Raw genomic sequence first — 15,330 nt, 5'->3', positions numbered from 1 at the left:
TCCCTAGATCGAGCCGGCGTTCGGCCCGCACGTGGCCATTCTGCCCGGACGAGCCCGTGAACGGAAGCCCTTTCCCACGAGGTGACACCCCGCGTCACAGAGTCGTTCCGCGCCTCGCCGGGGACTGTCTGGCCGACCGCCCGCGGCGACGACAAAGGGGCCGAGCCCGAAGGCTCGACCCCTGTGCGCGGAAGCAGGTGCTTACTTGACGATCTTCGTGACCGTGCCGGCGCCGACGGTGCGGCCACCCTCACGGATCGCGAAGCCGAGGCCCTCCTCCATGGCGATCGGCTGGATCAGCTCGACCGACATGTCGGTGGTGTCACCGGGCATGACCATCTCGGTGCCCTCGGGCAGCGAGATGACGCCGGTGACGTCCGTGGTACGGAAGTAGAACTGCGGGCGGTAGTTCGTGTAGAAGGGGTTGTGGCGGCCACCCTCGTCCTTGGACAGGATGTACGCGGTGCCCTCGAAGTTGGTGTGCGGGGTGATGGAACCCGGCTTCACCACGACCTGGCCGCGCTCGACGTCCTCGCGCTTGGTGCCACGGAGGAGAAGACCGCAGTTCTCGCCGGCCCACGCCTCGTCGAGCTGCTTGTGGAACATCTCGATACCCGTGACCGTGGTCTTCTGCGTCGGGCGGATGCCGACGATCTCGACCTCGGAGTTGATCGCGAGGGTGCCGCGCTCGGCGCGACCGGTGACGACCGTGCCACGACCGGTGATCGTGAAGACGTCCTCGATCGGCATCAGGAACGGCTTGTCCTTGTCGCGGATGGGGTCCGGGATCGAGTTGTCGACGGCCTCCATCAGGTCGAGGATCGACTGCGTCCACTTCTCGTCGCCCTCGAGAGCCTTCAGGCCCGAGACGCGCACGACCGGCGCGTCCTCGGCGAAGCCCTGGCTGGCGAGCAGCTCGGAGACCTCGAGCTCGACGAGCTCCAGGATCTCCTCGTCGTCGACCATGTCGGCCTTGTTCAGCGCGACCAGCAGGTACGGCACGCCGACCTGCTTGGCGAGCAGCACGTGCTCACGGGTCTGCGCCATCGGGCCGTCGGTGGCGGCGACCACGAGGATCGCGCCGTCCATCTGAGCCGCACCGGTGATCATGTTCTTGATGTAGTCGGCGTGACCGGGCGCGTCGACGTGAGCGTAGTGACGCTTCGGGGTCTCGTACTCGACGTGCGAGATGTTGATCGTGATACCGCGCTGACGCTCCTCGGGAGCGGAGTCGATCGACGCGAAGTCGCGCTGAACGTTGGTGGCCGACGGGAACTTGTCGGCGAGCACCTTCGAGATCGCAGCGGTGAGCGTGGTCTTGCCGTGGTCGACGTGACCGATCGTTCCGATGTTCACGTGCGGCTTGGTCCGCTCGAACTTGGCCTTAGCCACTGGGTCCTCCTCAGGACGTCATGTAGGGGCACCGGGCACTGGATTGTGACCGCTTTCCTACGGGTTTGATTCTCAGTTTAGTAGAGAGACGATGTGAAGTTGTCTGAGTGCCTGGCGGATCCGGGGCACGGGCCCCGGATCCGCCAGGCTCCTAGGGCTTACTCGCCCTTGGTCTTCTGGATGATCTCGTCGGCGACGGCGCGCGGGACCTCGGCGTAGCTGTCGAACTCCATGGAGTAGACGGCACGGCCGGAGGTCTTCGAGCGCAGGTCGCCGATGTAGCCGAACATCTCGGACAGCGGCACCGACGCGCGCACGACCTTGACGCCCTGGGCGTCCTCCATCGACTGGATCTGGCCACGACGCGAGTTCAGGTCGCCGATGACATCGCCCATGTACTCCTCGGGAGTACGGACCTCGACGGCCATCAGCGGCTCGAGCAGCACGGGGTTCGCGCGGCGCGCGGCCTCCTTGAAGCCCATCGATCCGGCGATCTTGAACGCCATCTCCGAGGAGTCGACGTCGTGCGCGGCACCGTCGGTCAGGATCGCCTTGACCCCGACCATCGGGTAGCCGGCCAGCACGCCGACGTTCATCGCGTCCTGGAAGCCGGCGTCGATGGATCCGATGTACTCGCGCGGCACGCGACCACCGGTCACGGCGTTCTCGAACTCGTACGACTTCTCGGCAGCGAGATCGAGGGGCTCGATCGTGAACTGGATCTTCGCGAACTGACCCGAACCACCGGTCTGCTTCTTGTGCGTGTAGTCGTGCTTCTCGACGGCCTTCTTGATCGTCTCGCGGTACGCCACCTGCGGCTTGCCGACGTTGGCCTCGACGTTGAACTCGCGCTTCATGCGGTCAACGAGGATGTCCAGGTGCAGCTCGCCCATGCCCTTGATGGTCGTCTGACCGGTCTCGGGGTTGAGCTCCGTGCGGAACGTCGGGTCCTCTTCGGCGAGCTTCTGGATGGCGACACCCAGCTTCTCCTGGTCGGCCTTGGTCTTCGGCTCGATCGCGACCTCGATGACGGGCTCCGGGAAGGTCATCGACTCGAGGACCACCGGCGAGGCCGGGTCGGTGAGGGTGTCACCCGTGGTGGTGTCCTTCAGACCGATGACCGCGTAGATGTTGCCCGCAGTGACCGCGGAGACCGGGATCTCCTTGTTGGCGTGCATCTGGAAGATCTTCCCGATGCGCTCCTTCTTGCCCTTGGTCGAGTTGACGACCTGGGCACCGGAGTCGAGGTGTCCCGAGTAGACGCGCACGTAGGTGAGGCGACCGAAGAACGGGTGCACGGCGACCTTGAACGCGAGGGCCGCGAACGGGTCCTTCGCGTCGGGGTGACGCTCGATGATCGTGTCGTAGTCCTTGGGGTCGTGCGCCTCGATCGAACCCACGTCGAGCGGGTTCGGCAGGTAGTCGATGACGGCGTCGAGCATCGGCTGGACGCCGCGGTTCTTGAACGCCGAACCGCACAGCACCGGGTAGATCTCGGAGGCGACGGTCATCTTGCGGATCGCGCCCTTGATCTCGGCGACGGTGAGCTCCTCGCCGCCGAAGAACTTCTCGAGCAGCACGTCATCGCTCTCGGCGACGGTCTCGAGCAGCGCCTGACGGTACTCCTCGGCCTTGTCCTTGAGGTCGGCCGGGATCTCCTGCACCTCGTAGGAGGCGCCCATGGTGACGTCGCCCTTCGAGTCGCCGGCCCAGACGAGCGCGCGCATCTCGATGAGGTCGACGACGCCGACGAAGCTGCTCTCGGAGCCGATCGGCAGCTGCAGCACGAGGGGCTTGGCGCCCAGGCGGTTCACGATGGTGTCGACCGTGTAGTAGAAGTCGGCGCCGAGCTTGTCCATCTTGTTGACGAAGCAGATGCGCGGGACGTTGTACTTGTCGGCCTGACGCCACACGGTCTCGGACTGGGGCTCGACGCCCTCCTTGCCGTCGAACACGGCGACCGCGCCGTCGAGGACGCGGAGCGAGCGCTCCACCTCGACCGTGAAGTCCACGTGACCGGGGGTGTCGATGATGTTGATCTGGTTCTTGTTCCAGTAGCAGGTCACGGCGGCGGACGTGATCGTGATGCCGCGCTCCTTCTCCTGCTCCATCCAGTCGGTCGTCGAGGCGCCGTCGTGGGTCTCGCCGATCTTGTGGTTCACACCCGTGTAGAACAGGATGCGCTCGGTCGTCGTGGTCTTACCGGCATCGATGTGCGCCATGATGCCGATGTTGCGGACCTTGCTCAGGTCGGTGAGCACTTCTTGTGCCACGGGGGTGTCCTTATCTTCTTGCTGTCGTCACGCGACGAAGGAAAGTGTGGGGTGCCGGGACCGGCCCTTCGACGGGCTCAGGGACCTCAGTCGGTCGCTGAGCCCGTCGAAGTGCCGATCCCGGCCCGACTGGTTCTTACCAGCGGTAGTGCGCGAAGGCGCGGTTCGACTCGGCCATCTTGTGAGTGTCCTCGCGGCGCTTGACCGCGGCACCCAGGCCGTTCGAGGCGTCCAGGATCTCGTTCTGGAGACGCTCGGTCATGGTCTTCTCACGGCGGCTCTTGGCGTAGCTGACGAGCCAGCGGAGGGCGAGGGTGTTCGCGCGGTGCGGCTTCACCTCGACCGGGACCTGGTAGGTCGAGCCACCGACGCGGCGGCTGCGGACCTCGAGGGTCGGGCGCACGTTGTCGAGCGCCTTCTTCAGGGTGGCGACGGCGTCCTGACCGTTCTTCGCCTCGACGCCGGAGAGGGCGCCGTAGACGATCGACTCGGCGAGGGACTTCTTGCCGTCGACCAGGATCTTGTTCACCAGCGAGGTGACGATCGGAGCACCGTAGACCGGGTCGTTGACAACGGGGCGCTTGGGGGCGGGGCCCTTACGAGGCATCTAACTCAACCCTTCTTCGCGCCGTAGCGGGAACGAGCCTGCTTACGGTTCTTGACGGCCTGGGTGTCCAGGGCGCCACGGACGATCTTGTAGCGGACACCGGGGAGGTCCTTGACACGACCACCGCGCACGAGCACCAGCGAGTGCTCCTGCAGGTTGTGGCCCTCACCGGGGATGTAGGCCGTGACCTCGGTACCGTTGCGGAGCTTCACACGAGCGACCTTGCGCATCGCCGAGTTCGGCTTCTTCGGGGTGGTGGTGTACACGCGGGTGCACACGCCGGCCTGCTGCGGGTTCGACTTCAGGGCGGGAGCCTTGGTCTTGGAGACCTTCGGCGAACGACCCTTGCGAACCAACTGCTGAATAGTTGGCACTGCTTCTCCTTGTTGTGCTGCACGGTGACAGCGTGATGGGTTTCACATCAGACCCGCCCGCGCGCCGAGAACGCCGTGCGTTTGAATGGTGGGTATGCCGTGGGGGCGGAACCGGCGAGTGCCGGTGCCCGGTACGCGCGCGTCAAGACGCACGCATACCCGCTCTATGGTAATGCGCGGTAACACGCCCGGTCAAATGCGCTCGGACGGCGCGCCGGGGCTCCGGGCGGCTCAGCGCAGGTCGCGGAGACGGGCCGTCATCGGGGCATGCTCCGCCCGGCGTTCGGCGGTCGTCGCGATGATGAGCAGGACCGCCCCCATCACCGCGAGCGTGATCCACCACGGCATCGATTCGATCCCCCGGCCGATCTGCACCACGAACACGAACACGTTCTCGATCGGCAGCACGATCAGCCCGATCAGGAACGGCGCCGCGAGCCGCCGGGTCGCGCCGACGAGGATCGCGATCAGCGCGCACACCATGACCAGGATCGCACGCGCGGTGAGCGGATCCGTGAACGTCGACACGACCGAGGCGAGCATCGTCACCACGATGCCGGGGGCGAGCAGCGCCCAGGATCCGGTCGCGCCCCTCGGCCAGTCGTGGAGGGCGGCGAACGACGGAGAGGGCGTCGCCGCTCCCGAGCTCGGCGCCGCACGCCCGGCGTCGGAGGACGCGGACGTCGCGGCCCGGTCGAAGCGGCCCTGCATCCCCGCCGCGATCAGGAACAGCCCGAGCGGGAGCGAGAACCACTCCACGCGCAGATCGCGCGGACTCCAGGCGACGACCGCGGTCACGAACGCGAGGGCGAACAGGATCCACACCGGCGCGACGGTGGACGCACCGCGCGCGGCCCGGCGTGCCGTGAGCGCCATCGCGGCCAGCAGCACGAGCATGAGCGACCACATCCCCCAGATCGAGAGCCAGTCCCGCTGGATCGCGGGCCACACCCCCGCCGCGGCCGCCACGAGCGCGGGCACGAACAGCCAGCGCGAGCCGCGCACGGCGGCCGACGTGGTGACCGCTCGCAGCGCGGCGGCGCCCGCCGCCATGCCAGCGCCTCCCGCCGCCGCGAGCGCGACGCACGCGAAGAACAGCGCGCCGGAGGTCAGCGGGGCCGGGAGCAGCCCTGCGACGCCGTCGCCCCTGGCGAGCAGGTTCGCCTGAGCCGTCCCCGCCAGCCCCGCCACGACCGAGGCCGCGGCCAGCCACGACGCCACCGGACGAAGGCGGCGGGCGGCGACGGATGCCCGCGACGCCGCGGCGCTCTCGCCGTCGTCGGGGCGCACGCTCCGGGCGAGCACGCCCACGACCGCCGCAAGCAGCCACGACACTGCGAGCAGCGCCCCCGTCCGCCACAGCGACGCCTGTGTGGTGCCGGCGCCGATGAGCACGAGCACCGGCACGATCGCGCCTGCGGATCCGACCGCCGCGAACGCCGCTCCGGCCCCGCCCCGGAGTGCGCGCACGACTCCGAACGCCACCGCGGCGAGGGCGGGCGGCAGCAGGTAGGCCTCGGTCAGGGGCACTCCGAGCGCGGCCCACGCCGACCACAGCGCACCCGTGGCCGCGATCGCCGCGACCGCACGCAGGTGCCGTCGCCCGGTCGTCGCGGCGGCGAGTCCCGCTCCGGCCGCGAGCAGCGCCAGTACGGCGCACGCGGTGCCGAAGCCTGCCGCCTCGCGCACGAGCGCCAGCAGGACGGCGAGCACTCCGGTCAGCAGCGCGCCCGCCTCGAGCGCGGTCTGGATCTGGGCCGAGACGATACGCCCCACTCCGCGGTCTGCGAGCGCCCGCCGGATCCGCCGGGTGATCGGCAGCACGCCGGCCACGAGCGCGGCGATCACCGGCAGCACCACTGGGGAGGCGCTCATCGGCAGCACCTGCGCACCCAGGCACAGCACCGACACCGCGAGCGCCGGCACGATCACGACGGCCGCGAGCAGCCGCACCGCGGGCGCCGCGCCCTCGCGCCGCGTCTGCAGCAGCAGCGAGGCGAGCACCGCCATCGCCGCAGTGGGCAGCGCCGTCCAGCCGCTGCGCTCGATCAGCACCTGCGCCACCCCGATCGCGAACGGCGCCGCGGCGACCACGAGCATCGCCTGCCAGGAGCGGGCCGGCACCGGCCGCAGTGCCGTGACCGCCGCGGCCACGAGCAGCCCCGCGGTCGCGGTGAGACTGAGCAGCGCGACGCCGCCGATGCCGGCCAGTGCGAGCGCCGACGAGAGCACCACGAGCGCGTAGCCGAAGCCCGCGCCCACGAGCAGGAATCGCGCGCCCGGCGGGAGCGCCGCGCCGAGCGCGAGGAGCGAGAGGAGGGTCGCCGCGCCCGCGAGGGGCATGAGCGTCGGATCCTCCGCGCCGACGAAGGCGGCGAGCGCGACCGCGACGTGGGCGGCGACGAGCAGCAGGATCCGTGCGACCTCCCCCGCGTGCCGCGGCACCCGCACGACCAGCGACACCGCGACCGCGGCCCCGAGCAGCAGGCCGATGCGGATCGGCGCGGGAAGCAGCGAGGACGCCCCGAGGGCCAGCACCGCAAGCGAGGCGGGCACGATCGCGAGTGCGACGAACACGCCCCGGAAGGGGGCGGTCCTGCGGTGCGCCAGCAGCGCGACCGATCCGAGTGCGGCCGCCCCGATGACGAGGCTCGAGACCAGGGCCCAGCCCAGCTCGGCGGGCAGCTCCGCGACCGGTCCGTCGGCGAAGGCCGCGCCGCCGGCCAGCCGGGCCAGGACCGATCCGCCCGCGAGTGCGGTGAAGATCCCTCCCGGCGCGAGGGCCGCGGCGAGCACGCCCAGACCGCCGCCGCCGACAGCCGCCGGACTCGCGGTGCGGGGCAGGGGCAGCACGGCGGAGAGCAGCACGAGCCCGAGTCCGACGCCCGCGGCGCAGGAGACCAGGAACCACGGCACGCCCATCCCTGGTGCGATGCTCAGCGCCACGAGCACGGGGGCGCCAGAGCCGGCAACGCCCGCGACGATGCTCCACACGACCGCTCCCCCGTTGCGCGTCGCGAGCAGCGCGTGCACGCAGACGAGCACCGCGGTCAGGGCCAGCACGGGCATCGTCCCGGAGAACGTCGCCAGCCGGCCGGCGCTCATCAGCATCACGATCGTCACGGCGACCGCCTGCGCCACGATCAGCGAGCCGCGTTCGAGGGCGAACGCGGTAGCCGCGCCGGAGGGGACGGATCGACCCTGCTCCGCCTCCGGGGATCCGGTGGCGTCGACACGATCCACCGCGTCGGGGCGATCCGCCGCATCCGCGGCGAGGAACCGCGCCCCCAGCCGTGGCAGCGCGGCGACCTCGGCGAGCGCCACGAAGGCGACGGCGAGGATCGCGAGCAGCCCCACGTCGCCGATGCCCGCGACGCCCGCGAGCATCGCCGGGGCGACGGCGAGCCCGATCGCGCCCGTCCAGAGCCAGACGCGCAGCCGTGCCCGGCCGGCGGACGCGAGGAGCACGGCCGAGCCCGCGGCGGTCAGCACGGCGCTGAGCAGCCACGGATCCGCGCCCGCGACGGCGGCGACGACGCCCTGCGCGGCGAGCCCGGCGAAGACCAGCGAGAGAGCCGCGACCGTCTCCGCGGAGAAGCGCAGGCCCCGCCGGGCGAGCAGCACCGCTCCGGCGACGAACAGCGCACCCGTCGCGCCGACGATGGCGGTGCGGGCCGCGGCGGCGAGATCCGGCGTGAAGAAGCTGAACACGATCGCCGCCGTGCCGAACAGTCCGGCACCTGCCAGGGACAGCAGCGACTGCAGCGATGTGCTCCGCTCGGACGCCGCGCCTCGTGGACCCGAAGGCGGGAGGATCGGCGCGCCGGGGATCCCGGTGACGGGTGGGATCCCGCCTGCGGCGTCCGCGCGCGCCGCGACCGGCACGCCGGCCTCCGCGATCCTCACCCGCGGCAGCGCGGCCACCAGCTGCTCGCGGCGCGCGAGTGCGGCGGCGGCTCGCTGCGATGCCGACCACAGCTCCTGCGCCTCCTGCCCCCGGAAGTCGGCGCCGCACGCCGGGCACGTGGGCCCTGCGACCGCGGTGTCGCAGACCGGGCAGTGCCCGACGTCGCGCAGCCGGTCGAGCGCCATCGCGGCCCAGGCCGCGGAGGCGGTCATGCCTCCCCCTCCACGGTCCAGCGCAGGATGTCGCCGGGCTGGCACTCGAGCACCCGGCAGATCGCGTCGAGCGTCGTGAACCGCACCGCCTTGGCGCGGCCGTTCTTCAGCACCGCGACGTTCGCCGGTGTGATGCCGATGGCGTCCGCGAACTCCTGCACGCTCATCTTCTTGGTCGCGAGCTGCACGTCGAGATCGATCACGATGGGCATCAGACGACCTCGGACAGATCTTGCTCGAGGTCGAGCGCCTTGCGCAGCAGCCCGCGCATCACGCCGACCAGCAGGGCGAGGGCGATGCCGATCACCACTCCGACCACGCCCAGCAGCAGGATCGAGGGGTTCACCGCGTGCCCCAGCAGGAGCACGACCACGGCGGCCGCGATCAGCACCGCCGAGGCGGCCATCGTCACCATGATGATGTCGACGTACAGGAAGGCCCCCGAGCTGAAGATGCGGTCCTGGCGGACGAGCGACAGCAGCCGCCAGACGCAGACGAGCACGAGTTCGATCAGCGCCACCAGCACGATCCCGCCGACGATCCCCGGTCCGGTCAGATACGCGAGCTCGGGATTGCGCTCGGCGGCGAGCACCGCGACGCCGGGGATGAGCGCCACCTGGGTCGCCAGCAGCAGCGCGAGCAGCACGACGATGAGCGCCTTGAGTGCGGCGGTGATCCGGGGTTGCATGGCGCTCCTATCGAAAAGCGATCTGTATCTATCGAAAAACGATAGCCATGCGCGCAGGCAGACGCCAGTCCGTACCGCGGCTCCCAGCGAACGCTCGGCTGCACGAGCGCCTCCGTTCGGCGAGAAACCGGATCCGGCATGAGACCTGCGTTCTACAGGTCGGTCTCGTGCCGGATCTGGTTTCTCGCCGGTCCAGGTCCCGCGCGGGGTCAGAGCGTGTCGGGATCGAAGGGCGAGTCCAGCGCCTCGGTGAGCTCGGCGAGCATCGCCTCGATCTGCGGCTCCACGAACTCGCTGATCGCGGCCTGCACCCGCAGGCGGTGGCGCAGCAGCAGCCCGCAGATCTCGCGCCCGACGACGTTCGCGTAGTCGTCCGCGAGTGCGACCTCGTGACGCAGCGCGGCCTTCGCGTCCTCGCTGAGCGGCGGCAGCGGGGGCAGCTCCCCCGCATCCTCGTCGGCCATGCCCGCGAGGGTGAACAGGAACGGCGCGCCGGGGACCGGATCCGGATCCAGGGGCATGCCCTCGTACTCGGGCTCGAGATCCTCGGTGGGCCGGTAGGCGCGGGCGCGATTGCGCGCGGCCTGATGGTCGAGCTCGCCCTGCAGCATCGGCAGGTTCCGCGCGGTGTACTCGGCGACCGCGTGATCGACGATGGTCTTGATGCGCGTGGAGAGCCCGTGCTGCACGCCGTGCGGCACGTTCCCGCCGATACCCGCCGCCGAGAGCACCGGAGAGCCGAGGCAGCGACGGCACGGCGCGACCCGACCGCGATGCGTGGAGGGCTCCCAGCGCGGCACCCAGCGCAGCCAGGCCTCGACGGCCTGGTCCACCTGCGTCTCCAGCGAGCGCTCCACGCCTCCAGCGTACGGCGCGGACGCGCCCGGGTGGTCACGGCACGCGAGATCGGGTGCCGTGCCGCTCACGAGGAGCGCGGGTCACGGCTGCTCGTCGTCGTCCTTCTCCCACGGCCAGCGCGGAGCCCTGGCCTCCGTGCGCCGCAGCGCGATCGCCCCCCACGCCGCGACGAGCGCCGCCACCACGATCACGGCGCTCGCTCCGCCCAGCACGAGCTGGCCCGCGGCCGCCGTGGCGTCGATCGCGCCCGCGCCCTCCGCCACCGCAGCGCCCCAGACCCCGCCCAGGTGGACGAGGGCCGCACCGAGCGCGAGGAACACCGTCGCGACGAACGACGGATGAGCGTTCGCCAGCACTCCCCACAGCGCCAGGGCGAAGACCACCACGGCGAGCACCATGCCGACGACGCCCGGCAGCTGACCGAGGCGGGGCACCGAGATGAGGTCGCGCTCGGCGAAGAGGCTCAGCACGCCGAGGCCCATGATCGCCAGCGCGAAGAACGAGATGACCCCGATCGCCCAGGCGAGGACGGGCCGAACCCCCGCGGGCCGGGGCTCGCGGGGGTTCGGCGGTGACTCGTTCGTGATGCTCTCCTGCGGGGCAGGCCGGCGCCGCTAGGGCAGCTGGGGTCCGGCTTCGAGGACGCGCTCGTACTCGCGCTGCGCCTCCTCGTTCTGAGCGGTGCGGCGGGCGCCGGCGCGGGCGGCCCATGCGCCGAACCAGATGGTGAGCTCGCGGCCGAAGATGAAGGCGGCGATCGCGAGCGGGGCGAGCAGCTGTCCGTTCACGGTGTCGGCCAGCTGGGTCGCGCCGAGCTTCCAGAACTCGACGGATCCGATCGCGCCGAGCAGGTGCCCGCCGTACGCGAACCCGCCGACGATGATGCCGAAGACGACCCAGTAGCCCCAGCGACCGCGGTTGATGATGCCGCCGAGCAGCCAGAACCCGATCGCGAACACGACGACCGGGATCCACAGGCCTGCACTGCGGGCCTGGTCGAGCAGGTAGGTGCCGATGCTGTCGGTGGTGACCTTGCCGTCGATCGCGGCGATACCGAGAGCCGTGCCGAGGTAGAGGATCGCAAAGGCCACGGCCGCCAGCAGGCCGATGCCGAAGATCGCGCCGCGGTTGCCGCGCTCCCGCGGGGGCTCCGGCGCCTGCACGAAGATCGGCGGCGGCACATCGCTCGCGCCCGGGGTGATGACGGCCGGCGCGAGCACCTGCGTGGGCGCTTCGGCGACGGTGTCGACGCGGGTGGTCGCGTGCTCGAACGTCGAGGTCTCCGCGGCGGCCGCGGCAGCGACCACGGTGGGGGCTTCGGGCGACGGCGGCGTGAAGGTGCCGCCGAACGTGCCGGGGTACGCGGCCTCCGCCGCCTCGAAGGCGGCGAGATCCGCGTCGACGGCGGCCTTCTGGTCCGCGGCGGGGGCCTCGCCTCGTGCGGTCGCCCCGTCGGCGGCGCGCTCGGCCTCCGCGAGGCTGTCGTTCGCGCTCTGCGCGACGGCGGCGTGGTCGGGTCGCTCGGCCCCGGCGACGTCCTCACCGGTGCCCTGGGATGCGGCGTCGGCGGCCGGAGCCTGCGTCTCGGCGGCCTCGGCCGGAGCCGGATGCACGTCGACGGCCTCCGCGGGCGCGGCCGGGGTGTCGACGCCCTGGGCGTCGGTCTCGGGCGCGGCGGCCACGGCGTCGTCGACGTCGTGCGCCTGCGCCGGCTTCGAAACCTCGTGGTCACTCATGTGAGCTCCTCCATACGGATACGGTGATCCGAGGCTATCTCCGAGGCGGGGCGCCGTCGCGGAGACGTGCCGGAAAAGTGCGGATGCCGGATCCCGATCCGCATCACGGCCTGATTCGCGTCGCTACCGCAGCAGGTCCGCGAAGTAGTTCACCATCACGGGTCCCATGGGCGCGGCGAGGTACACGAGCCCCGCGATGACCGCGGCGCAGACGACGCCCGCGAGCCACGCGATCCCGGTGTTGCGCCCCCCGATCCGTGCCATACCTCGAGGGTACGAGCGCGGAGCGCGCGAGCGAGGGCGGCGCGCGGCGGAGGTGGTCCCCCGCGCCCTCGCGGGGCGTCGGGAGACCTACCGGAGATCAACCGGCGTCGGGGCGGCCACACCGGGCAGCGCCCACGCGGCGAAGGCCGGCCCTTCCGCGGCGAGCGCGACGGCGCCGCCCTCCGCCACCGCGAGCGTGGCCTCCCCGAACAGGTCCTCGGCAGCCGAGGACCCGGTCAGCGCCCCGGGCGGGAGCTCGATGTCGACGTCTCCGCGCGCCGCGAGCACGAGCACGGTCTCGGCCTCGGACTCCCGCACGAACACGAGGCATTCGTCGTCGACGTGGAGCCAGCGCAGCCCGCCCGTTCCGAGCACGGGGTGCGCACGCCGGAGCCGGACGAGGTCGCGGTAGAGCGCGATCCGTTCCGCGGTCTCCGGCCGGTCCTCGGTGCCCCACGGGATCGGCGTGCGGCTGGCCTCTCCGTCCACTCCGGTCAGCCCGAACTCGTCGCCGGCGAACACCACGGGCAACCCCGGGAGCGTCATCGACAGCCCGACCGCGACCGGCACGGTGCCGGGCGCGGCGTTCGTGGCGAACCGCGCGGTGTCGTGCGTGTCCAGGGGCTGCATGTTGCCGAGCCGCACCCGCCAGGGGATCCCTCCGGTGAACCGGGTGATCGAGTCGACGACGTCGCGCGCGGTGTAGCGCGGGATCCCGCCGGTCTGCATGCCGAAGAACCAGCTCTCGGTGCGCTCCTCCCCCTCTGCGGTGAGGTACGGCGCGCCGTTCGGCTCGCTGAGCCAGGCCCACACCGGGCGGGTGAAGGACGGGTACGTCATCGCACCGTCCCAGCCGTCGCCCTGGAGGTCGCTCGTGGCGTCGTTGGTCGACTCCCCGAGCAGGATCGCGTCCGGGTTGATCCCCCGCACCGTGTCCCGCAGCAGCCGGCGCACGTCGGCGTTCAGGTCGATCGCGCCGAGGCGTCCGGTCATGTTCGCGACGTCCACGCGCCAGCCGTCCGCCCCGTACGGCGGCTTGAGCCAGCGCGCCACGGCCGAGTCCTCGCTCGTGATGAAACGCTCGCGCAGCTCCTCACTGGACCAGTCGAACTTGGGCAGGCTCCGGGCGCCCAGCCAGCACTCGTACTCGGTGTTGTCGTCGTCCGTGAAGTAGTAGAAGTCCTCCTCGGGGGCTCCTGGGTTCCCGAACGCCGCGCGGAACCACTCATGGCGGTCGCCCGAATGGTTGCTGGTCAGGTCGCCGATCACCCTGATCCCGCGGGCGTGCGCCTCCTCGATGAGGCGCGCGTAGGCCTCGTCGCCGCCCAGCAGCGGGTCGACGCGGAGGAAGCTCGAGGCGTCGTAGCGGTGGTTGGACGCGGCGGGGAACACGGGCGTCAGGTAGAGCAGGTTGACACCGAGCTCGACGAGATGGTCGAGGTGCTGGGCGACGCCGGGGAGGTCTCCTCCGTAGAACTGATGGGCGCGGCCGGGCATGACCGGATCCACCGGGGCGTCCCAGTCCGCCGGGATCGCCCAGTCCGGGGTCGGATGCGCGTCGGCCTGCGCGGAGCGGGCGAAGCGGTCGGGGAACACCTGGTACATCACCGACTCGTGCAGCCACGCGGGCGGGGCGGGCTCGGCGACGAGCGCGAAGTCCTCGGCGTCGAGCGTCTCCAGGCCGTGGATGCCGGTCTGGTTCAGCCACTCGATCCGGCCGTCCCTGTGCTGCAGCAGGAAGCGGTACCCGTGCCGCGGGTTGCGCACGGTGACCGGCGCCTCCCACCAGTCCCATCCGTCCGCGGAGGCGATCCGCTCGGCGTCGGTCCACTCCGGCTCGTGGTCGGGGTTGGAGCGAGTGCGGACCGCGGTGAGCGGACCGTAGCCCTCCGGCACGCGCAGCCGCACCCGGACGACGTCGCCCAGGGCGGGGGCGTCGTCCGAGACGTGCAGCGCGGATCCGTCGTGGTGCGGGAGGAGAGCGGTCATGTCAGGCCTTTCCGAGTGCGGCGGCAGCCCGCCGGGAATCGACGTGGTTGCACGACCGGTGCCGTGACAGAGCCCTTGAGTTGTGTTTCGAGGATCGTTACTTCACGCTACCGGCGGTGAGCCCGCCGACGATGTACTTCTGCAGCGAGAGGAACAGGATCATCGGCAGGATCGCCGCCAGCACCGCCCCGGCCGCGAACACCGCGTAGTTCTTCGCGTCGGTCGAGACGTACTGGTAGAGGCCGACCGCGAGCGTCTGCTTCTCCGGCGAGATCAGCACGGTGGACGCGATCAGGAAGTCGCCCGTGATACCGATGAACGCGAGCAGCCCGACCACCGCGAGGATGGGCGCGACCAGGCGCAGGGTGATCGTGAAGAAGATCCGCGCATGGCCCGCGCCGTCGATCTTCGCCGCCTCGTCGATCGACGCGGGGATCGTGTTGAAGAAGCCGTACATCAGGAACGTGTTCGCGCCCAGAGCGCCGCCCAGGTACACCAGGATCAGGCCGATCTGCGAGTTCAGGCCGAGCGCCGGGAAGATGTCGCCGATCGCGGACATGAGCAGGAAGATCGCGACGATCGCCAGCAGCTGCGGGAACATCTGCACGAGCAGCAGGGTCATGAGCCCCGTGCGGCGTCCGCGGAAGCGCATGCGCGAGAAGGCATATGCGGCGAGCGCGCACAGGAACACGCTGCACACCGCGGCGAGGACGCCGATGAAGATCGTGTTCAGGAACCAGGCGCCGTAGGGGCGGGACGGATCCTGGAACAGCTGCACGTAGTTGTCCAGGCTGATCTTCGAGAACAGCCCGTTCGTGCTGAGCAGCGTGCCGCCGGGGTTCAGCGAGGCGGACAGCACGTAGACCAGCGGGAAGCCGGCGAACACGAGCATGACGATGCCTATGAGGTGCCGCCACCCGGTCTCCCGGAACCAGCGGCCGAACGGACGACGGGCGCGGGGCGCCGGAGCGGCGAGCAGCGCCGCGGTCGCGGTCGCGGTCGGGGCGGAGATCGATGCGATGTCGGTCAT

At 71.0% G+C, this 15,330-nt stretch carries 13 protein-coding genes; all 13 read right to left on the bottom strand.

The window, feature by feature from the left end:
• Positions 1-201: 201 nt before the first annotated feature.
• The 13 genes from tuf to ACFC1J_RS05980 all read right to left on the bottom strand — a co-directional run bounded on the left by tuf (position 202) and on the right by ACFC1J_RS05980 (position 15,330).
• Complete coding sequence (gene tuf / locus ACFC1J_RS06040; RefSeq protein ID WP_292718950.1) at positions 202-1,392, bottom strand: elongation factor Tu; 1,191 nt, start codon at positions 1,390-1,392, stop codon at positions 202-204.
• A 158-nt stretch (positions 1,393-1,550) separates the two neighbouring features.
• Positions 1,551-3,665 (bottom strand): elongation factor G, encoded by a 2,115-nt coding sequence (gene fusA, locus ACFC1J_RS06035; RefSeq protein WP_375903436.1) that lies wholly within the window; start codon positions 3,663-3,665, stop codon positions 1,551-1,553.
• A gap of 136 nt (positions 3,666-3,801) precedes the next feature.
• The gene (gene rpsG, locus ACFC1J_RS06030; protein WP_045271034.1) at positions 3,802-4,272 is read right to left on the bottom strand and encodes a 30S ribosomal protein S7; all 471 of its coding nucleotides are present in this window, start codon (positions 4,270-4,272) and stop codon (positions 3,802-3,804) included.
• A gap of 5 nt (positions 4,273-4,277) precedes the next feature.
• The gene (gene rpsL / locus ACFC1J_RS06025) at positions 4,278-4,646 is read right to left on the bottom strand and encodes a 30S ribosomal protein S12 (protein ID WP_013584051.1); all 369 of its coding nucleotides are present in this window, start codon (positions 4,644-4,646) and stop codon (positions 4,278-4,280) included.
• Between the two features lie 231 nt (positions 4,647-4,877).
• Positions 4,878-8,765, bottom strand: a complete 3,888-nt coding sequence (locus ACFC1J_RS06020) for an SCO7613 C-terminal domain-containing membrane protein (RefSeq protein ID WP_375903434.1) — start codon at positions 8,763-8,765, stop codon at positions 4,878-4,880.
• Positions 8,762-8,977, bottom strand: coding sequence for a helix-turn-helix domain-containing protein (locus ACFC1J_RS06015; RefSeq protein ID WP_375903433.1), 216 nt, complete (start codon positions 8,975-8,977; stop codon positions 8,762-8,764). The genes ACFC1J_RS06020 and ACFC1J_RS06015 overlap by 4 nt, the downstream gene beginning before the upstream one ends.
• A complete protein-coding gene (locus ACFC1J_RS06010) occupies positions 8,977-9,453 on the bottom strand; it encodes a DUF2975 domain-containing protein (RefSeq protein ID WP_375903431.1) in 477 nt (158 codons plus the stop codon). Before ACFC1J_RS06010 ends, ACFC1J_RS06015 begins: the two co-directional genes overlap by 1 nt.
• Before the next feature lie 209 nt (positions 9,454-9,662).
• Complete coding sequence (locus ACFC1J_RS06005) at positions 9,663-10,310, bottom strand: spermidine/putrescine ABC transporter substrate-binding protein (RefSeq protein ID WP_375903429.1); 648 nt, start codon at positions 10,308-10,310, stop codon at positions 9,663-9,665.
• An 81-nt stretch (positions 10,311-10,391) separates the two neighbouring features.
• Positions 10,392-10,793: a hypothetical protein gene (locus ACFC1J_RS06000; RefSeq protein ID WP_375903427.1), complete on the bottom strand. Its 402-nt coding sequence runs from the start codon at positions 10,791-10,793 to the stop codon at positions 10,392-10,394.
• A 132-nt stretch (positions 10,794-10,925) separates the two neighbouring features.
• The gene (locus ACFC1J_RS05995) at positions 10,926-12,047 is read right to left on the bottom strand and encodes an ABC transporter (RefSeq protein ID WP_375903425.1); all 1,122 of its coding nucleotides are present in this window, start codon (positions 12,045-12,047) and stop codon (positions 10,926-10,928) included.
• 123 nt (positions 12,048-12,170) lie between these two features.
• Positions 12,171-12,311 carry a hypothetical protein gene (locus ACFC1J_RS05990; protein WP_375903424.1) on the bottom strand — a complete coding sequence of 47 codons (141 nt, stop codon included), beginning with the start codon at positions 12,309-12,311 and terminating at the stop codon, positions 12,171-12,173.
• A gap of 87 nt (positions 12,312-12,398) precedes the next feature.
• Entirely contained in the window at positions 12,399-14,300 is a 1,902-nt protein-coding gene (locus tag ACFC1J_RS05985) for a glycoside hydrolase family 13 protein (protein ID WP_375903422.1), read from the bottom strand.
• Positions 14,301-14,397: 97 nt separating this feature from the next.
• A complete protein-coding gene (locus ACFC1J_RS05980) occupies positions 14,398-15,330 on the bottom strand; it encodes a sugar ABC transporter permease (RefSeq protein ID WP_375903420.1) in 933 nt (310 codons plus the stop codon).

Source organism: Microbacterium sp. NPDC056052, assembly GCF_042266785.1.
Lineage (GTDB): Bacteria > Actinomycetota > Actinomycetes > Actinomycetales > Microbacteriaceae > Microbacterium.
Note: the sequence above shows the minus strand (reverse complement) of the source record. Positions and strands in the feature narration are given on the sequence as shown.